The sequence below is a fragment of the Proteus sp. G2674 genome (assembly GCF_009915195.1).
GTDB classification, from domain to species: Bacteria; Pseudomonadota; Gammaproteobacteria; order Enterobacterales; family Enterobacteriaceae; genus Proteus; species Proteus mirabilis.
This window is the reverse complement of sequence record NZ_JAABLS010000014.1, coordinates 55,320-73,011: the sequence shown is the minus strand read 5'-3', so window position 1 is coordinate 73,011 and position 17,692 is coordinate 55,320. Positions and strand designations below refer to the sequence as shown.

Genomic DNA, 17,692 nt, shown 5'->3' with positions numbered 1-17,692 from the left:
CATATCCTTTCAAAAGCGAAACTGTGCTATTCTCATGACACTTACGACGCTATCCTCTTATTCAAACATAAATACAGGATTTTTATGTTAAGCAAGCTACTGCGATCTACCTTGATTGGTATTTTAACAGCTGCCATTCTTTTGGTTGCGGTACCTTCTATCCGCCCTATCTTTATTGAACACCTGATTAATGGTGATTTTCTTAATGCCCCATTTAGCTATAACAAAGCCGTGCGCCGTGCAGCACCTGCGGTAGTTAATGTCTACAGCAGCACAATGGGAAGCTTTTCTCAAGAAGGGCGCGAGCTTACCTCGCTAGGTGCGGGGGTGATTATGGATCCGCGGGGCTATATTCTTACCAATCAGCACGTTATTAATAATGCAGATCAAATTATTGTGGCTTTGCAAAATGGTGATCTCTACGAAGGGTTATTGATTGGCTCAGATCCCTTAACCGATCTTGCAGTATTAAAAGTTGATGCAGAAAAATTACCTACCATCCCCATCAATAGTAAGCGTATTTCTCATGTGGGTGACGTCGTTTTAGCCATTGGTAACCCATTTAATATTGGGCAAACTATCACACAAGGTATTATTAGTGCCACAGGACGTGTCGGCTTAAGCCCAACACGTTACCAAAACTTCCTTCAAACCGATGCGTCAATTAATGAAGGTAATTCAGGGGGGGCACTGATTAATACTGAAGGTGAGTTAGTGGGTATTAATACCATGACCTTTGATTCAGGCACCTACAATGGCTATCGCCCCAGTGCGGAAGGACTTGGTTTTGCTATTCCAACACAATTAGCCGTAAAAATTATGAATAAGCTTATCCGTGATGGGCGAGTTATTCGTGGTTTTATTGGTATTACCGCGAAAGAGCTACCTAAAATTCGCTCTTCAAATACCGATATTAAACAGATCCAAGGATTACGTATCTTCCGCATTACGCCCAATAGTCCTGCTGATAAAGCGGGAATGAAAACAGGCGATATCATTTTAAGTATCGACCATGCTCCGGCTAAATCAGCTATGGAGATGATGGACTATATTGCAGAAACACGTCCTGGTACCGTTTTACCGGTAACCTTATTACGTGATGGTAATGAAATAAATGTTGATGTCACAATTTCAGAATATCAGCCAGAGTCATAGCCATAGCTAACTTTAGCGAGTTACCTTGTTATTCACGACATTATTGCTTATTTACCATGCGGCTATTTTCAATGGCATGCCAAATTTTTTCTGCTTTACGTCCAATAAAAATCAGTGAAATAGCCAAAATAAAAAAGAAAATTGCACTATGTAAGCTATTCCAGAAATATTCAAAAAAGCGGGTATAAAGATTGATACCAAGGAATGTTAGTCCAAAGCCTCTCAACATACCATCATCGGTTTTTAAGCTGATATAAATACAAATGACAGCAACAACAGCAAATAATAAAGCCCAAGGTAATAACTGCACACTTGAAATGTAATACCACGTATCCGGATCGTAATTACCAAAAATAGACATGATCCACAACGCAATAAAGAGATAAGACAGTCCCATTATCTTTGTCATAAAAAATAAGCGACGGCGCATTAAAATATTTTGCAAGAAATAGCATCCCGCTAATAATGCAGAGCCAAATAACACAAAACGAATAGGATAATTCATGCCTAGCCAATAAGCGCCCCAACCGGACATATAACCCGTTTTAGCACCAAACCAATTGCCCAACATTAATAAGAAAAATAACCACACTAATGAAGAGCGACTGATAAAGCCAATCACCGCATAAATAATGCAACCCATTAAAAGAAGTGGCGCAATATTACCACTACCATCATCTAACAACTCACCGAGTTGCCAAAGAAAAACCGCCGTAAATAATATCCCTAAAAAGAGAATAAACTCAGTACTGTAATGCCATAGTATTTCTTTGCGTTGGCGTTTAAATCCCCAAAAATAAAACATACCAGCAATAAGTGCAGGAAATACCACACGCATAATCTCAGAGACACTAAATAATTCGATAAAATAATGAATTAACGCAGTATCACTAAAAAGGTTAACGGCAGCAATAATTAAGCAGGCAATAGCTATCCAAAAAGCATAGCGACTCAATCTTTTCCAATCAAAGGGAAGGCGTTGTAATGTACTTTCTAGTTGTTGATGCTGTTGTGCTGATAGCTCACCAGATTGTTGCCAATGATCAAGTGCTTGACGAATAACACGCTCTTGTTTCCTTGTGACCTGCATAGCATTTTTTCCTTTTTTATTGATAAGAGGTTAATAAAGAGTTATCTAACACAGGCTGATTTTCTTTACTGTATCCTGCTATCAAAGAATTACCTTATGAATTATCTTATTCTGTTGCATTATTAAACAGAAGAAATACAAAAAAACCATAGCACCAATAAAGTGCTATGGTTTTTAATCACGATAACAGGGTAACTAAACTTAATTAGTCATTAGAATGTAGACGTTCGATTTTAGCCCCTAAACCCTGTAATTTGGCTTCGATATTTTCATAGCCACGGTCGATATGATAGATACGATCAACAATCGTCGTACCTTCCGCAATGCAACCGGCTAATACTAAGCTGGCAGAAGCACGTAAATCGGTAGCCATCACTTGAGCGCCAGAAAGCTTATCAACACCATGACAAAGTACAGTATTGCTTTCGATTTCAGCATGAGCTCCCATACGGATAAGTTCAGGAATATGCATAAAACGATTTTCAAAAATCGTTTCAGTGATCATTCCTGCCCCATCAGCCACAAGATTTAAAAGACTAAACTGAGCTTGCATATCGGTTGGAAAACCAGGATGTGGTGCCGTACGCAGAGTGACCGCTTTAGGACGTTTACCATGCATATCAAGGCTTATCCAGTCTTCGCCCGTTTCAATATCAGCACCCGCTTCACGTAATTTAGCTAATACTGCATCAAGCGTATCTGGTTTAGCATTGCGACAAACAACACGACCACGAGAAACCGCCGCCGCGACTAAGAATGTCCCCGTTTCAATACGGTCTGGTAAAATTTGATAGGTTCCCCCACCAAGGCGTTCGACCCCTTCAATAGTAATGCTATCGGTGCCTGCACCACTGATTTTTGCGCCTAAGGTATTAAGAAAATTCGCGGTATCTTCAATTTCTGGCTCTCTCGCCGCGTTTTCAATAATGGTTTTACCTTCCGCTAAAACAGCGGCAGTCATAATGGTAATAGTGGCACCTACGCTCACTTTATCCATTACAATATGTGCCCCTTTTAAGCGACCATCAACACGCGCTTTCACATAACCTTCATCCAGCGTAATTTCCGCACCAAGCTGCTCTAAACCTGTAATATGCAGATCAACTGGACGCGCACCAATCGCACAACCACCCGGCAAAGAAACCTGACCACGTCCGAAACGGGCAACTAATGGTCCTAATGCCCAAATAGAGGCACGCATCGTTTTAACTAATTCATAGGGGGCACAAAATTCGTTGATATGACGAGCATCAACAAAAACAGAGCCGTTGCGTTCGACTTTAGTACCTAAACGATTAAGTAACTTAATGGTGGTATCAATATCTTTTAGCTTAGGAACATTGGTTAATTCTACTGGCTCTTCGGCAAGGATAGCAGCGAACAGAATTGGTAGTGCAGCATTTTTTGCGCCTGAAATAGTGACCTCACCGGATAAGCAGGTAGGCCCTTGTACTCTAAATTTATCCATCTGTAGAACTCTCTTTTTTATTTTGCTGTACGCTGTATACCTACTGAATTAAAGCCCGCTGAGTTTACGATCCCTTTTCCACTCTTCAGGTGTGTAGGCTTTAATAGATAAAGCGTGAATACGATTATCTGCGATATATTCCATCAAAGGGGCATAAATGGTTTGTTGTTGTTTCACTCTGCTCATTCCTTCAAACATCGCGCCAACAACCACAACCTGAAAATGACTGCCATCACCATTAACAATGACTTCATCTAAAGATAGGGTATCCATTAATACTTGTTTGATTTCATTTGTATCCATAATTGCTCAATCTCAACGTTAAAATAATAATCAGTTGCCTATCCTAATAGAATCCGGCCTACTCTTAAACCATGAAAAACCCCCTTAATGATAAAAGTATCAATAAGGGGGATTTTTTTATTGCTTTATTGGGAAAAGCATTAAGCAATATTCATAATTTCATCAAGATCATAGAGTGTGATTAGCGTTTGAAAGCGCTCACTAACACCTTGAATAACACATTGACGATTAAGTGCTTCCATTTCGGCCTTTAGATGGACAAAAAGTGCTAATCCGGTTGAGTCAATATGATCAAGTTGAGAAATATCGATAATATTAATATCAGCTAATAACGCTTTACGTTGTTGCCAAACAGGCAATAACGTTTCTCTATCTAGCGTTCCTTGGAAAGAGAGTATTTCACCCTCTTTTTGCCAATTTAACGAAGCTGACATACTATTTTTTCTCATCTAATGTAATCGGTGTTTTGGCACTAATTTCTAATTGCTTAGTTAAACCATCAACCCCTTTCGCACTTAAAATATCAGACCACTCATTTTGTTTGGTGGTGATCATGCTAACGCCTTCGGCAATCATATCATAGGCTTGCCATTCACCCGTTTTACTGTTCTTGCGCCATTGAAAATCAAGGCGTACTGGTGGTCGACCATTTTTATCAATAATAGTGACACGAATAGTCAGGTTTGATTTATCCGCAAAAGGTTTGGCAGGTTCTATGCGATATTCTTGCCCTTCATACATTGCTAATGCTTGACCATATACTTGTGCAAGATAATCTTTAAAAGCGGCAAAGTAAGCATCACGCTGAGCCGGCGTTGCATTACGATAATAAGGCCCTAACACTAATGCTCCAGCATATTTGATATGTACATAAGGTAACAACTCTTGTTGAACAATCTCACGTAACAGTTCTGGATTTTTACGGATTTCTGGTTGCTCAGTTTTTAATTTATCAAAGGTTTTTTGCGCGGCATCTTCCATCAAAGCATAAGGATTGGTTTTATCGACCGCCATCGCAAAAGGTGTTATCACCAATAATGCGACCATTAATAAGCGTTTAAACATACTCGCTTCCTCTTGGGATTATATTTCAGTAAATACGGTGCACTAAATAAGCCACACCGTAAGCGAATGATCATTAAGGTAATGCTGGTTGTTCGGTTTGCGTTTTTGAGTCAGAGGTTGTTTTTCCATCTCCGTCACCGGTTTTATAAAGGAACTGACCAATCAAATCTTCAAGCACCATGGCTGAATGGGTATTGGTAATTCTGCCACCATCCTTTAGAAAATCAGAACCTAAATCTTCATCATAAAAGCCGAGATTTAAGGCCAAAAATTGTTCACCTAATAAACCTGATGTGCGAATAGAAAGAGAACTGCTGTCAGGAATATGGTCATAAATGTTTAAAATATCGAGAGCAACTTCAGGACGATAGTTACCTTCCATCTCTTCTTTTAAGGTAATAGAGGCAACGCGACCAATAACCACCCCACCGATTTTAACCGGTGAACGCTCTTTTAAACCACCAATATTACCAAAACTTGCGTAGACACGATAAGTAGGTTGATTACCCACTTCTTTAATATCAGCCACTTTTAAGCTTAAAAAGACAACCGCTATCAGTGCAATAACAACAAATAAACCAACCCAAACTTCAATTTTTTTACTTTGCATGACTTAATTCCCAAACATCAGTGCAGTTAGCACAAAATCTAAACCTAATACGGCTAACGATGAATGAACAACGGTACGCGTTGTTGCTCTGCTAATCCCTTCCGATGTTGGGATTGCGTCATATCCGTTAAACAGCGCTATCCAAGTCACGGTAATGGCAAACACGACACTCTTAATAAAACAATTCACTAAGTCTTTTTGCCACTCAACCGCACCTTGCATTGATGCCCAGAAAAAGCCTTCATCAATGCCTTTCCAATCCACGCCGACAATAGCACCACCCCAGATCCCCACCGCAACAAAGATCAGTGAAAGCAATGGCATACTAATAAACCCGGCCCAAAAACGTGGCGCAACCACTCTTCTAAGAGGGTCGACAGCCATCATTTCTAAACTGGATATCTGCTCTGTTGCTTTCATTAAACCTATTTCTGCGGTCAGTGCTGAGCCTGCACGTCCAGCAAATAATAGTGCCGTCACTACAGGGCCTAACTCTCGTAACAAAGAAAGCGCCACCATCATACCTAGGCTCGCTTCCGCACTAAATGTCGTCAGTACTAGATAGCCCTGTAAACCAAGAACCATGCCAATAAAAAGTCCAGAAACCATAATGATCAGTAGCGACTGAACACCAACACTGTACAGTTGCTTCATTAATAATGGCCACTGCTTACGAAACTCAGGCTTACCGATCAATGCTCGAAATAGCATAATGCCGGCTCTACCAAAAGTCGCAAAAATCGACAGTGATCGCGCGCCTATCCGCGCTAGTAAATTAACCACGTACTAATTACCTCGTCCTAATAGATCATCCTGATAGTTCCCCGCAGGAAAACGGAAAGGTACAGGTCCATCAGCAATACCATCTAAAAACTGTCTTACTTGTCTGTCTGGATTTTCCTGTAGCTCTTTTGCACTTCCCTGAGCAATGATTTTCTGTTCTGCAATAATATATGCATAATCGGCAATACTCAGTACTTCAGGGACATCATGAGACACCACCACACAAGTGACCCCTAATGCATGGTTTAATTCATCAATCAGTTTTACTAATACCCCCATGGTAATGGGATCTTGTCCAACGAATGGCTCGTCAAACATGATTAAATCTGGATCAAGGGCTATCGCTCTTGCTAAAGCGGCTCTGCGCGCCATTCCCCCCGATAATTCAGATGGCATTAAATTAGCTGCCCCTCTTAACCCTACCGCTTCTAACTTCATCATCACGGTAGTGTGAATTAACGCCTCGGGTAAATTAGTATGCTCTCTTAATGGGAAGGCGACATTTTCAAATACATTCATATCAGTAAAAAGGGCGCCTGATTGAAAAAGCATACTCATTTTTTTTCTTGACTGATATAAAGCAGAGCGTGATAACTTAGGAATATTGTCACCATCAAACCAAATATCACCACTATCAGGCAGAATTTGTCCCCCCATCAAGCGTAATAAGGTGGTTTTACCTATCCCTGAAGGCCCCATTATTGCAGTCACTTTTCCTCTAGGCACATCCAGATTGATTTGCGAAAAAATCTTTCTGCTACCGCGAGTAAAGTTCATATTGCGCACTTCAATTAAATTGTCTGGTTGTGCGTTCATGAATAAAACGTCCTTAAGCCTGTCTGCATAAACAAAATTTATACGCTATTTTGGCAGGTCATTGTCAATGTTACAAAGAAATCACCACTATTTAGCAATTTATTGCACGGTTGATTTTACTTTTCGTGCTTGGCTAGTCAAAATATGGTGAATTAGCAAAACCTTTTGACAATAATGTTTTTTATCAGCCCTGTCTTATTGGTTTTTTCTTTATTTTTCACTCATTGTTGGAAAACTGATGGCATGTTGATTACTTTGTCTCTTCTCATTGTTGGGTTGATGTTATTAGTCTATGCATCAGACCGACTGGTGTATGGTGCAAGTGTGTTTGCTCAATCATTAAAGCTCCCTCCTGCCGTTATCGGTATTGTTATTGTGGGAATGGGTACTTCATTGCCGGAACTTTTTGTTGCAACCGACGCGGCCATCCACAATTTACCCGAGATAGCGATAGGTACAGCAATAGGATCTTCATTAACGAATCTGCTACTGATTGCTGGGATTGGAGCGATGATTTATCCCATGAATATCCAATCTGCGGTACTAAAAAAAGAACTTCCTTTGATGATTATAGTCATCTTATTAGCAGGACTGGTGGTTTCTAATGGTCATCTAGGGTTGAGAGAAGGCTGTTTACTTTTTTTCATCGGCTTCGCCTCTCTTTTTCTAATGATAAAAATGCTCCATAAAACCTTAACACAAGTGCGCCATGTGTTACCGCTAGAGACACTTTCACGTTTTGAATTACAAACTAATCCACGTAATTCTGTTGCCCTATTTTGGGTGGTTATTGCATTACTGATAATCCCTGTTGCAACAAGAATGATCATTGATAATGTTTTTATCATCATGCAACAGTATCATCTCAGCGGTTTTTTAGTTGGACTAACCTTGCTATCTATTGGCACCAGTTTACCTGAATTAGCAACGACCGTTGTGGCAGCCTTAAGACGTGAAAATGAACTGGCTCTAGGCAATATTATTGGCGCTAATATTTTTAATCTCACCTTTGTGCTAGGCATGCCCGCATTACTCTCTCCTAGCACATTTAATATGCAAGCATTCTATTTTAGTTTTACTGTACTGGTGGTCGCGGGCCTACTTTTCTCACTCTTTTCATTGGGGCGCAAACAGCGGCTAAACCGTGGAAAGGGGATTTTCTTATTAGTTTGTTTTATTGTTTATATTACGGTGTTGTGCGTTGCACATTCTCTCTTAACCTAAAATAAATGGTACAAAAAATGACCGGATTTGATTTTCAGCAAGCAGGTAAAAAGGTTCTTCAAATTGAACAAGAAGGATTAGCTGAGTTAGCACAATATATCAATGACGATTTTTCTCTTGCCTGTGAAAAAATCTTTCACTGTCAGGGAAGAGTGATTGTTATGGGCATGGGAAAATCAGGTCATATTGGGCATAAAATTGCCGCCACCTTTGCCAGTACCGGCACCCCCTCTTTTTTTGTTCACCCCGGTGAAGCCAGTCATGGCGATTTAGGTATGGTGACAGAAAAAGACATTGTGCTGGCAATTTCAAATTCAGGTGAAGCCAGTGAAATTCTCGCCCTTATCCCTGTCCTCAAGCGTAAACAGATCCTTTTAATTTGTATGACACGCTCACCTCAAAGTACAATGGGGAAAGCTGCTGATATTCATCTTTGTATAAAAGTCCCTAAAGAAGCTTGTCCGTTAGGCTTAGCCCCTACCACCAGCACGACGGCAACACTGGTGATGGGAGATGCCTTAGCTATCGCTTTATTGCGCGCTCGAGGTTTTACGGCGGAAGACTTTGCACTATCGCATCCCGGTGGTGCATTGGGGCGCAAATTATTGCTTCATGTCAGTGATTTAATGAATAAAGATGATGATATTCCACGCGTCAGCAAAGAAGCGACATTACGCGAAGCACTGGTAGAGATCACCCGTAAAAAATTAGGTATGACCGTTATCTGTGATGATAATATGTTGATTAACGGTATTTTTACTGATGGTGATTTGCGTCGTATCTTTGATTTAGGTATTGACCTTAATAATGCCAAAATATCAGATGTAATGACGAAAGGCGGAATTCGCATTTCCCCAGATAGCTTAGCGGTAGAAGCGCTTAATTTAATGCAAGCAAAACATATCACTTCACTGTTAGTCACTGAACCAGATAGTGATATTTTATTAGGTGTTTTACATATGCACGATTTATTGCAAGCTGGGGTTGTTTAAGCTTGTTATGCGTTCATAAGGATAAAGATGAATACAATGATAGAGACCTGCTACGGTGCAGTAAGCAAGCAAATAATGCAAAAAGCAGAAAAAGTCCAATTGCTGATTTGCGATGTTGATGGTGTGATGTCTGACGGACTTATTTATATGGGCAATAACGGTGAAGAGTTGAAAGCGTTTAATGTCCGTGATGGCTATGGCATCCGTTGTTTACTTACATCGGGTATTGAGGTCGCTATCATTACGGGTCGTCAATCTAAGCTTTTAGAAGATAGAGCCAAAACACTTGGCATTACATATCTTTACCAAGGACAGCATAATAAGCTTTTGGCGTATCAACAACTGTTAGATACACTAAACCTTAAACCAGAACAGACAGCCTATATTGGCGATGATCTGATTGATTTACCGGTAATGGAAAAAGTAGGACTGTCAGTTGCCGTTGCTGATGCCCATCCATTACTCACACCTCGTGCCGACTATGTTACCCATATTTTAGGTGGACGCGGTGCAGTACGAGAATTATGTGATTTGATCCTATTAGCCCAAGGTCGACTTGAAGAAGCTAAAGGTTTATCGATTTAAACGTATAACGACACAGAATGAATAAATTAAAATCCTGGTTTACCCTGATTTTAGCCATTATTGCTCTTGGGCTGATTGGCTGGAACTATACTAACAATACTGAGCTTGATGATGGAAAGATTGTTGAAGATGGTCAACCCACCTACCAATCTAAATCATCAATATCCTTTGTTTATGAACCAACAGGTATACTGGGATATAAACTAGTTGCTGATGATGTCAAAAACTATGCTCAGCAAAAGTTTACATGGTTTACTAATCCTGTCTTAACGACTTATTCGCCGACAGGAGATGCAACATGGACCGTGCGTGCAAATAAAGCCAAACTGACAAACAGTAAAATGCTCTATCTTTATGGCGACGTTCAAATTGATAGTTTAACTGATGACTCCCAACTTCAGCGGATCAGCACAGAAAATGCTATCGCAGATCTGGATACACAAGATGTTTCCTCTGATGATGAAGTGACTATTATCGGCGTCGGACTGAAATCAGTCGGCTTAAAAATGCGAGGCAATCTGCGTGAAAAACGTGCAGAGCTGATTGAACAGGTGAACACCTATTATGAGATCCCTAATGAATCGAAAAATCCGTAATACACTAATTATCAGTACGTTATTCTCAATAAGTGTCCCAGTTATGGCACTTAAAGATGATACACAACAACCTATTGTTGTTAATTCCGAGAAACAGTCACTTAATTTAGAAAAAAATATTACCACTTTCACACAAAATGTTGTGGTAAAACAAGGCTCTATTGATATAAGAGCTGATAAAGTAGTGGTTACACGTCCTGGTGGCGATTCTAAAAAAATCGTGATTGAAGCTTTTGGTAACCCTGTGACATTCTATCAGTTACAAGATGATGGTAAACCAATCAAAGGTCGTGGTGATAAAATGACCTATGAGATGGACAAAGAGCTGGTGACCTTAACAGGTAAAGCTTATCTTGAACAATTAGACAGTAATATCACCGGTGATAAAATCACTTATCTCGTACCGACACAACAAATGGAAGCATTTAGCGGTAAGGGAAAACAAGTCACCACCGTTTTACTCCCTTCTCAGTTACAAGAGAAAGGTCCCGGTGTTAACAACAAAGGTAAGTAACACTTTATGGCGCTGTTAAAAGCTGAAAATTTAGCAAAAGCATACAAAGGGCGCACCGTTGTCGGTGATGTGAGCCTCAATGTTAACTCCGGTGAGATTGTTGGCTTACTTGGCCCTAACGGTGCGGGAAAAACCACCACCTTTTATATGGTGGTAGGTATTGTCGCCCGTGATGCGGGTAGCATTACTATCGACGATGAAGATATTACCTTACTCCCGTTACATGAACGTGCGCGTAAGGGTATTGGTTATTTGCCACAAGAAGCCTCTATTTTTAGACGCTTAAGCGTTTATGACAATATCATGGGAATTTTAGAAATACGCCATGATTTAACGGCCGAACAACGAAAAGATCGTGCAGAAGAGCTACTTGAAGAGTTTAATGTCAGTCACTTACGTAATAGTTTAGGGCAATCTTTATCAGGGGGTGAACGCCGTCGTGTAGAGATAGCACGGGCGCTAGCGGCAAATCCTAAATTTATTTTATTGGATGAGCCTTTTGCCGGTGTTGACCCTATTTCCGTTTTAGATATTAAGAAAATTATCCAACATCTACGCGATTATGGCTTGGGCGTATTAATTACCGACCATAATGTACGCGAAACCTTAGATGTGTGTGAACGTGCTTATATCGTCAGTCAAGGACACCTTATTGCCCATGGTTCACCAGAAGAAATTTTGGCAAATGAGCAAGTTAAACGTGTTTACTTAGGTGAAGGCTTCCGCCTGTGATCTGAGTGACACTTTTATTTCGTCACGGATGACAACATAAGAGGATCCATCGCATCACTATGAAACAAAGTCTGCAACTTCGTCTTAGTCAGCAATTGGCCATGACGCCACAGCTCCAACAGGCTATTCGTTTGTTGCAACTTTCTACGCTTGAATTACAACAAGAAATTCAACAAGCCCTTGAATCTAACCCATTGCTTGAACAAGAAGACGATCAAGCTGATGTAACGCATCCTGATAGCTCATCAACACAAGAGAGTGATGATAGTACACCAGACAATGAGCGTGATAATGAGGTATTAGATACCCTAGATGCACTAGAGCAAAAGGAGATGCCTGACGATCTTCCTCTCGATACCCAATGGGAAGAAATTTACACCGCAGGCACCCCTTCAGGCACCAGTAATGATTATGCGGCTGATGAATTACCACTCTATCAAGGTGAAACCACGGCTTCACTGCAAGATTACCTAACTTGGCAAGCTGACCTAACACCTTTTACTGATACTGATCGTGCTATCGCGACAAGCATTATTGATGCTGTCGATGAAACAGGATATTTAACAGTTTCAACAGATGACATTCTTGCCGGAATGGGTAATGATGAGTTAGAGCTTGATGAGATTGAAGCGGTATTAAAGCGTATTCAACGCTTTGATCCCGTAGGTGTCGCTGCCAGAGACTTAAAAGAGTGTCTGTTAATTCAATTGTCGACATTTCCAACTAATACACCTTATTTGAAAGAGACTCAACTTGTTATTGAGCACTATTTAGCGTTATTAGGTAATCGTGATTTTCGCCAATTAATGCGTCACACTAAGCTACGTGAAGAGACATTAAAAGTAGTGATTGAGACCATTCAATCTCTTGATCCAAAACCGGGTTTAAGTATTGATACAGAGGAATCACAGTATGTTATTCCTGATGTACTGGTAAAAAAATCAGGAGAACACTGGCAAGTTGAGTTAAATACGGATAGCATTCCCCGCCTACGCATAAATGAGACTTATGCAGCGCTTGGGCAATCAGCTCAAAACGAAAGCGATGGGAAATTTATTCGTGACAATTTACAAGAGGCTAAATGGCTGATAAAAAGCTTAGAAAGCCGTAATGAGACATTATTAAAAGTCGCTCATTGCATTGTTGACACACAGCAGGCGTTTTTCGAATTCGGTGAAGAGCATATGAAACCCCTTGTTTTGGCCGATATTGCAGAACAGGTTGAGATGCACGAGTCCACCATTTCTCGCGTTACAACGCAAAAATATTTGCATTGTCCTCGGGGAATTTTCGAATTGAAGTATTTTTTCTCAAGCCACGTAAATACTGATAACGGAGGTGAAGCCTCTTCAACAGCAATTCGGGCTTTAGTGAAGAAACTAATCGCAGCAGAAAACCCAGCGAAACCACTAAGTGATAGTAAACTGGCAAATATGCTCGCCGAGCTTGGTATACAGGTTGCTCGACGAACTGTTGCGAAATATAGAGAGTCATTATCCATCCCGCCTTCAAATCAACGTAAAGAGTTGGTTTGAGCATAATTGAGAAGGAAGACACTATGGAACTTCAAATCACTGGTCATAATATTGAATTAACTGATGCTCTGCGTGATACCGTCAAAGCAAAAAGCGCTAAATTACCTCAGTTCTTTGACAAAATTAATAACGTCCAAGTTATCCTCAAAGTCGAAAAAGTGACTAAAATTGCGGAAGCGACGATTCAAGTAAATGGCGGTGAATTACATGCCTCTGCGGAAGCAGAAGATATGTACGCAGCAATTGATGGATTAATGGATAAACTGGCTCGTCAATTAACCAAACACAAAGATAAACTGAGACAACATTAATTCATTTCCCATTGTAAAATGGGAATACAATCGGCGATGTTAGAGTGTTATTGATGTCGCGTTTGTTCAATTAAAAACAGCGCCTAAATAATCCGCTAACAAAAACCAGATGTCACTCTGTGGCATCTGGTTTGCTGGTCTAAGTGAATAAGACAATGAACAACGATACAAAGATGAATATTAGCGACGTACTTACTCTGGCATGTACACATAACAATGTGCATTGCACAAGTAAAAAACGCGCGTTAGAAATTATCAGTGAGAATGCAGCTCAAGCACTGAATTTACCAGAAACACTGATTTTTGAGGCTTTATTAACGCGTGAAAAAGTCGGTACAACAGGGATTGGGGGTGGATTGGCTATCCCTCATGGGCGTATTGAAAGTGATGAAACTGAAAAAGTTGTTGGTGTGTTTCTTCACCTAAGCGAGCCTATTGCCTTCGACGCTATTGATAATCAACCTGTCGATTTGTTGTTTGCATTACTCGTTCCTGCAACACAATGTAAGGAACATTTACACACACTGTCTTTGATTGCAAAACAGTTGGCTGACAAAAATTTATGTCGCCGACTACGCTCCGCACAAAGTGATGAAGAGCTTTATCAGATTATCACAGAATAAACCTAATGGGTTTGGGTTTATCAGGACGCGAATAGCATACAGTGGAATGATATTCATCACTGGGAAATTAAGGGGAGCTACCTCATGGTGCTGATGATAGTCAGCGGACGCTCTGGTTCAGGTAAGTCAGTCGCTTTGCGTGCGCTTGAGGACATGGGATTTTATTGTGTTGATAACTTACCTGTCGATCTGTTACCGGAGCTTGCGAAAACACTGGCTGAGCGTGATGCTGCCGCTGCCGCAGTCAGTATTGACGTACGTAATATGCCAGAATCACCGGAGATTTTCGAAAAGGCGCTGGAAAGTTTACCCGCGGAATATTCTCCACAACTGTTATTTTTAGATGCTGATAGAAATACGCTGATCCGCCGTTATAGTGATACTCGACGCCTACACCCTCTTTCAACAAAAAACCTCTCGCTAGAAATGGCGATTGATACAGAGAGTGATCTGCTCGAACCTTTACGATCACGGGCTGATCTGATTATTGATACCTCAGAGATGTCAGTGCATGAATTAGCCGAAATGCTACGTACTCGCTTACTCGGTAAACGTGAACGCGAATTGACCATGGTATTTGAGTCTTTCGGTTTTAAACATGGTATTCCTATCGATGCTGATTATGTCTTTGATGTACGATTTTTACCTAATCCCCACTGGGATCCCAAATTACGCCCAATGACGGGGTTAGATCGTCCAGTCGCAGCCTTCCTCGATCGCCATACCGAAGTGCATAACTTTATTTATCAAACAAGAAGTTATCTAGAACTTTGGCTACCGATGTTAGAGACGAATAATCGTAGTTACCTAACTGTTGCTATTGGTTGTACTGGCGGCAAACATCGTTCTGTTTATGTGGCTGAACAACTGGCTGACTATTTCCGCTCTAGAGGGAAAAACGTACAATCACGCCATAGAACACTTGAAAAGCGCAAATGACCCAATATCGACGCGTAGCGATAAAAAACCGTTTAGGCATGCATGCAAGGCCTGCCATGAAATTGTTTGATTTGGTCAATACATTTCAATCAACGGTGACGTTACGTAACCATGAGGGCGTTGAGGCGCAAGCAGATAGTGTGATTGCGATGTTGATGTTAGATTCCGAACAAGGCAGTCACATCGATATAGAAGCCAGTGGCTGTGATGAAAAAGAAGCGATTGATGCGATTATTGCATTATTTGAATCAGGGTTTGATGAAGATTAATTCTAATTAAAAACAATAGATTAGCATTTCTTAACAAAAATCCCAGAAAGAGACTGTGATCACTGCCTCTTTCTTTTTGCTACAGAACCGCCTATTATCTTACATAGAGTTTAACAACACCCCCACCTAATCCGTGGGGGTGTTGTTTTGCATTGGAACAAATTGGAGTGTGGTATGACAAAGCCAACAATTATCATCAATGAACTTGATGCAGAACGTTTAGATTCATTACTAGAGCAACCTGCCTTTGCAGACAGCCCAATTGCAGAAGCTTTAAATGAAGAGTTAGATCGTGCTGACATTGTTACACCAGCTGATATCCCTGCTAACATCGTCACCATGAACAGCAAAGTCCGTTTTATGGACTTAAAAAATAATGAAGAGCGTATTCGTACTTTAGTTTACCCTGCTTCATTAAAAGATAGTGCGACTGAATTATCAGTCATGGCGCCAATGGGGGCTGCACTATTAGGTTTAGCTATCAATGATGAGATCAGTTGGCAGCTTCCTAATGGCCTTGAAACTAAGGTCAAAGTATTAGAAATTCTCTACCAACCTGAAGCTGCTGGTGAATTACACCGTTAAGCAATGCTGAAGGTTCGCGTGTTATTTTTTATCTTATTAACGCAATAAAATACAAGTAAGCGCGATATCTCAGCCCACTCATGGGCTGAGATTAAAGGTAAGGTGCTACTGACCTGCGATACTCATTTCTGGTAATAGTAGTGATCCACACTGAATATTACTGCGTGTTTCAATATCATCACCTATTGTGGCAATATTCGCCCACATCTCTTTCAAGTTACCGGCAATAGTCACTTCACTCACTGGATACTGAATTTCACCATTTTCGACCCAGAAACCGCTCGCACCACGGGAATAATCCCCTGTCACCGTGCTAACCCCTTGTCCCATTAATTCAGTGACCACAAGCCCTGTGCCCATCTCTTTTAACAATTCATCAAAGGAGAGGCCTTGCCCTGGGATACGCCAGTTATGAATGCCCCCCGCATGTCCATTGCTTTTTAACCCTAATTTTCTTGCAGAATAGCTAGTAAGGAGCCACTCTTGCAGTACCCCATCTTTAATAATATCTGCATCTGATGTGCGTACCCCTTCACTATCAAAAGGCGTTGATGCTAATCCCCCCACAATATGTGGACGCTCTTGAATATTTAACCATTGAGGGAAAATCTGTTTTCCTAAACTATCTAACAAACAAGATGACTCACGGTATATCATGCTACCACTGATGGCTGCCACTAAATGCCCGAAGATCCCCGTGGCTACTTCCGCTGAGAAAAGAACAGGCGCTTTCATGGTGGATAATTTACGGGGAGCTAGACGAGATAAGGTACGGCGTGCACACTCTTGTCCTACCCATTCAGGAGATTGTAACGCCTCAAAACGGCGACTAATGGTATAGGCATAATCGCGCTCCATATCCTCACCCTCACGAGCGATAACGCAACTCGACATTGAATAACGAGATGAAGAGTAGCTTTTTAATAAACCAAGGCTGTTACCAAAGACGCGAGTTCCACTATGACTATTAAAGCTTCCCCCTTCGGTATTGACGATACGGCTATCACTGTCTAATGCAGCTTGCTCCGCTCGAGACGCCAGCTCAATCGCTTTATCTGCTGTTATGTCGGTTGGGTGGTAGAGATCAAGAAAAGGGGCATCGAAGGCTAACAGGGCTTTATCAGCAGGCCCTGCATAAGGATCAACAGAAGTGTAGCGCGCAATATCTACAGCCGCTTGTACTGCACGTTTAATCGCATCAGGACTTAAATCTGTAGAAGATGCACTCCCTTTACGTTGTTGCTGATAGACGGTGATCCCTAATGCACCATCACTATTAAATTCAACATTTTCTACTTCACCATAGCGTGTACTAACGCTTATGCCTGTTGATTTATTAATTGCAACTTCTGCACCGTCACACTGTTTTGCGGCGATCTCCAGTGCAAGAGAAACTGCCTCTTCCAGCTGTTTTACCTGATCTGTATTATTCATTGAGAACCATTTTCCTAAGGAGAACATCACTTTTTACTTATTTTTGCTAAAGTAAATCAATTG

22 protein-coding genes are annotated in these 17,692 nt (G+C 40.9%); 13 read left to right on the top strand and 9 right to left on the bottom strand.

The features are described from left to right. Positions 1-84: 84 nt before the first annotated feature. Positions 85-1,155 carry an outer membrane-stress sensor serine endopeptidase DegS gene (degS, locus tag GWI58_RS06580; RefSeq protein ID WP_094959444.1) on the top strand — a complete coding sequence of 357 codons (1,071 nt, stop codon included), beginning with the start codon at positions 85-87 and terminating at the stop codon, positions 1,153-1,155. Positions 1,156-1,195: 40 nt separating this feature from the next. On the opposite strand, the gene GWI58_RS06575 is transcribed toward degS, so the two are convergent. The 8 genes from GWI58_RS06575 to mlaF all read right to left on the bottom strand — a co-directional run bounded on the left by GWI58_RS06575 (position 1,196) and on the right by mlaF (position 7,290). Then, positions 1,196-2,245: a DUF2157 domain-containing protein gene (locus GWI58_RS06575; RefSeq protein ID WP_094959445.1), complete on the bottom strand. Its 1,050-nt coding sequence runs from the start codon at positions 2,243-2,245 to the stop codon at positions 1,196-1,198. Positions 2,246-2,450: 205 nt separating this feature from the next. Then, the gene (gene murA / locus GWI58_RS06570) at positions 2,451-3,713 is read right to left on the bottom strand and encodes a UDP-N-acetylglucosamine 1-carboxyvinyltransferase (protein ID WP_004245292.1); all 1,263 of its coding nucleotides are present in this window, start codon (positions 3,711-3,713) and stop codon (positions 2,451-2,453) included. Positions 3,714-3,761: 48 nt separating this feature from the next. Further along, positions 3,762-4,016 carry a BolA family iron metabolism protein IbaG gene (gene ibaG / locus GWI58_RS06565; RefSeq protein ID WP_004245293.1) on the bottom strand — a complete coding sequence of 85 codons (255 nt, stop codon included), beginning with the start codon at positions 4,014-4,016 and terminating at the stop codon, positions 3,762-3,764. A gap of 140 nt (positions 4,017-4,156) precedes the next feature. Beyond that, positions 4,157-4,450 (bottom strand): lipid asymmetry maintenance protein MlaB, encoded by a 294-nt coding sequence (mlaB, locus tag GWI58_RS06560; protein ID WP_094959446.1) that lies wholly within the window; start codon positions 4,448-4,450, stop codon positions 4,157-4,159. Position 4,451: 1 nt separating this feature from the next. After that, positions 4,452-5,081, bottom strand: coding sequence for a phospholipid-binding protein MlaC (gene mlaC, locus GWI58_RS06555; RefSeq protein ID WP_004245295.1), 630 nt, complete (start codon positions 5,079-5,081; stop codon positions 4,452-4,454). A gap of 73 nt (positions 5,082-5,154) precedes the next feature. Further along, entirely contained in the window at positions 5,155-5,691 is a 537-nt protein-coding gene (mlaD, locus tag GWI58_RS06550) for an outer membrane lipid asymmetry maintenance protein MlaD (protein WP_004252690.1), read from the bottom strand. Positions 5,692-5,694: 3 nt separating this feature from the next. Next, the gene (gene mlaE, locus GWI58_RS06545) at positions 5,695-6,474 is read right to left on the bottom strand and encodes a lipid asymmetry maintenance ABC transporter permease subunit MlaE (protein WP_060555953.1); all 780 of its coding nucleotides are present in this window, start codon (positions 6,472-6,474) and stop codon (positions 5,695-5,697) included. 3 nt (positions 6,475-6,477) lie between these two features. Next, complete coding sequence (gene mlaF, locus GWI58_RS06540) at positions 6,478-7,290, bottom strand: phospholipid ABC transporter ATP-binding protein MlaF (RefSeq protein ID WP_004245298.1); 813 nt, start codon at positions 7,288-7,290, stop codon at positions 6,478-6,480. Between the two features lie 243 nt (positions 7,291-7,533). Between mlaF and GWI58_RS06535 the strand changes: the two genes are divergently transcribed. From GWI58_RS06535 to rnk, 12 genes are all read left to right on the top strand, one after another. Continuing rightward, complete coding sequence (locus tag GWI58_RS06535) at positions 7,534-8,514, top strand: calcium/sodium antiporter (protein ID WP_004252691.1); 981 nt, start codon at positions 7,534-7,536, stop codon at positions 8,512-8,514. Positions 8,515-8,531: 17 nt separating this feature from the next. Further along, positions 8,532-9,506 (top strand): arabinose-5-phosphate isomerase KdsD, encoded by a 975-nt coding sequence (kdsD, locus tag GWI58_RS06530; RefSeq protein ID WP_017628220.1) that lies wholly within the window; start codon positions 8,532-8,534, stop codon positions 9,504-9,506. Between the two features lie 27 nt (positions 9,507-9,533). After that, positions 9,534-10,091 carry a 3-deoxy-manno-octulosonate-8-phosphatase KdsC gene (kdsC, locus tag GWI58_RS06525; RefSeq protein ID WP_004245301.1) on the top strand — a complete coding sequence of 186 codons (558 nt, stop codon included), beginning with the start codon at positions 9,534-9,536 and terminating at the stop codon, positions 10,089-10,091. A gap of 17 nt (positions 10,092-10,108) precedes the next feature. Next, a complete protein-coding gene (gene lptC / locus GWI58_RS06520) occupies positions 10,109-10,687 on the top strand; it encodes an LPS export ABC transporter periplasmic protein LptC (protein ID WP_004245302.1) in 579 nt (192 codons plus the stop codon). Beyond that, on the top strand, positions 10,668-11,201 hold the full coding sequence (lptA, locus tag GWI58_RS06515) for a lipopolysaccharide ABC transporter substrate-binding protein LptA (protein ID WP_004245303.1): 534 nt from the start codon (positions 10,668-10,670) through the stop codon (positions 11,199-11,201). Before lptC ends, lptA begins: the two co-directional genes overlap by 20 nt. Positions 11,202-11,207: 6 nt before the next feature. Further along, positions 11,208-11,933, top strand: a complete 726-nt coding sequence (gene lptB / locus GWI58_RS06510) for an LPS export ABC transporter ATP-binding protein (RefSeq protein WP_004245304.1) — start codon at positions 11,208-11,210, stop codon at positions 11,931-11,933. A 59-nt stretch (positions 11,934-11,992) separates the two neighbouring features. Further along, positions 11,993-13,468, top strand: coding sequence for an RNA polymerase factor sigma-54 (gene rpoN / locus GWI58_RS06505; RefSeq protein WP_094959447.1), 1,476 nt, complete (start codon positions 11,993-11,995; stop codon positions 13,466-13,468). 23 nt (positions 13,469-13,491) lie between these two features. Continuing rightward, positions 13,492-13,779, top strand: a complete 288-nt coding sequence (hpf, locus tag GWI58_RS06500; RefSeq protein ID WP_004248916.1) for a ribosome hibernation promoting factor — start codon at positions 13,492-13,494, stop codon at positions 13,777-13,779. 155 nt (positions 13,780-13,934) lie between these two features. Beyond that, complete coding sequence (gene ptsN, locus GWI58_RS06495) at positions 13,935-14,402, top strand: PTS IIA-like nitrogen regulatory protein PtsN (RefSeq protein WP_004245307.1); 468 nt, start codon at positions 13,935-13,937, stop codon at positions 14,400-14,402. 84 nt (positions 14,403-14,486) lie between these two features. Beyond that, the gene (gene rapZ, locus GWI58_RS06490; RefSeq protein WP_004245308.1) at positions 14,487-15,341 is read left to right on the top strand and encodes an RNase adapter RapZ; all 855 of its coding nucleotides are present in this window, start codon (positions 14,487-14,489) and stop codon (positions 15,339-15,341) included. Continuing rightward, positions 15,338-15,610 (top strand): PTS phosphocarrier protein NPr, encoded by a 273-nt coding sequence (gene npr, locus GWI58_RS06485; protein ID WP_004245309.1) that lies wholly within the window; start codon positions 15,338-15,340, stop codon positions 15,608-15,610. The genes rapZ and npr overlap by 4 nt, the downstream gene beginning before the upstream one ends. Before the next feature lie 174 nt (positions 15,611-15,784). Next, positions 15,785-16,195: a nucleoside diphosphate kinase regulator gene (rnk, locus tag GWI58_RS06480; RefSeq protein ID WP_004245312.1), complete on the top strand. Its 411-nt coding sequence runs from the start codon at positions 15,785-15,787 to the stop codon at positions 16,193-16,195. A 105-nt stretch (positions 16,196-16,300) separates the two neighbouring features. Here rnk and pmbA read toward each other — a convergent pair whose 3' ends face one another. Next, positions 16,301-17,629 (bottom strand): metalloprotease PmbA, encoded by a 1,329-nt coding sequence (gene pmbA / locus GWI58_RS06475; RefSeq protein WP_004248914.1) that lies wholly within the window; start codon positions 17,627-17,629, stop codon positions 16,301-16,303. Between the last annotated feature and the right edge of the window lie 63 nt (positions 17,630-17,692).

Excerpts from the sequence above, each read along its gene's own strand:
- degS (WP_094959444.1), top strand. The coding sequence starts at position 85 with ATGTTAAGCAAGCTACTGCGATCTACCTTGATTGGTATTTTAACAGCT.
- GWI58_RS06575 (WP_094959445.1), bottom strand. The coding sequence starts at position 2,245 with ATGCAGGTCACAAGGAAACAAGAGCGTGTTATTCGTCAAGCACTTGAT.
- murA (WP_004245292.1), bottom strand. The coding sequence starts at position 3,713 with ATGGATAAATTTAGAGTACAAGGGCCTACCTGCTTATCCGGTGAGGTC.
- ibaG (WP_004245293.1), bottom strand. The coding sequence starts at position 4,016 with ATGGATACAAATGAAATCAAACAAGTATTAATGGATACCCTATCTTTA.
- mlaB (WP_094959446.1), bottom strand. The coding sequence starts at position 4,450 with ATGTCAGCTTCGTTAAATTGGCAAAAAGAGGGTGAAATACTCTCTTTC.
- mlaC (WP_004245295.1), bottom strand. The coding sequence starts at position 5,081 with ATGTTTAAACGCTTATTAATGGTCGCATTATTGGTGATAACACCTTTT.
- mlaD (WP_004252690.1), bottom strand. The coding sequence starts at position 5,691 with ATGCAAAGTAAAAAAATTGAAGTTTGGGTTGGTTTATTTGTTGTTATT.
- mlaF (WP_004245298.1), bottom strand. The coding sequence starts at position 7,290 with ATGAACGCACAACCAGACAATTTAATTGAAGTGCGCAATATGAACTTT.
- GWI58_RS06535 (WP_004252691.1), top strand. The coding sequence starts at position 7,534 with ATGTTGATTACTTTGTCTCTTCTCATTGTTGGGTTGATGTTATTAGTC.
- kdsD (WP_017628220.1), top strand. The coding sequence starts at position 8,532 with ATGACCGGATTTGATTTTCAGCAAGCAGGTAAAAAGGTTCTTCAAATT.
- kdsC (WP_004245301.1), top strand. The coding sequence starts at position 9,534 with ATGAATACAATGATAGAGACCTGCTACGGTGCAGTAAGCAAGCAAATA.
- lptC (WP_004245302.1), top strand. The coding sequence starts at position 10,109 with ATGAATAAATTAAAATCCTGGTTTACCCTGATTTTAGCCATTATTGCT.
- lptA (WP_004245303.1), top strand. The coding sequence starts at position 10,668 with ATGAATCGAAAAATCCGTAATACACTAATTATCAGTACGTTATTCTCA.
- lptB (WP_004245304.1), top strand. The coding sequence starts at position 11,208 with ATGGCGCTGTTAAAAGCTGAAAATTTAGCAAAAGCATACAAAGGGCGC.
- rpoN (WP_094959447.1), top strand. The coding sequence starts at position 11,993 with ATGAAACAAAGTCTGCAACTTCGTCTTAGTCAGCAATTGGCCATGACG.
- hpf (WP_004248916.1), top strand. The coding sequence starts at position 13,492 with ATGGAACTTCAAATCACTGGTCATAATATTGAATTAACTGATGCTCTG.
- ptsN (WP_004245307.1), top strand. The coding sequence starts at position 13,935 with ATGAACAACGATACAAAGATGAATATTAGCGACGTACTTACTCTGGCA.
- rapZ (WP_004245308.1), top strand. The coding sequence starts at position 14,487 with ATGGTGCTGATGATAGTCAGCGGACGCTCTGGTTCAGGTAAGTCAGTC.
- npr (WP_004245309.1), top strand. The coding sequence starts at position 15,338 with ATGACCCAATATCGACGCGTAGCGATAAAAAACCGTTTAGGCATGCAT.
- rnk (WP_004245312.1), top strand. The coding sequence starts at position 15,785 with ATGACAAAGCCAACAATTATCATCAATGAACTTGATGCAGAACGTTTA.
- pmbA (WP_004248914.1), bottom strand. The coding sequence starts at position 17,629 with ATGAATAATACAGATCAGGTAAAACAGCTGGAAGAGGCAGTTTCTCTT.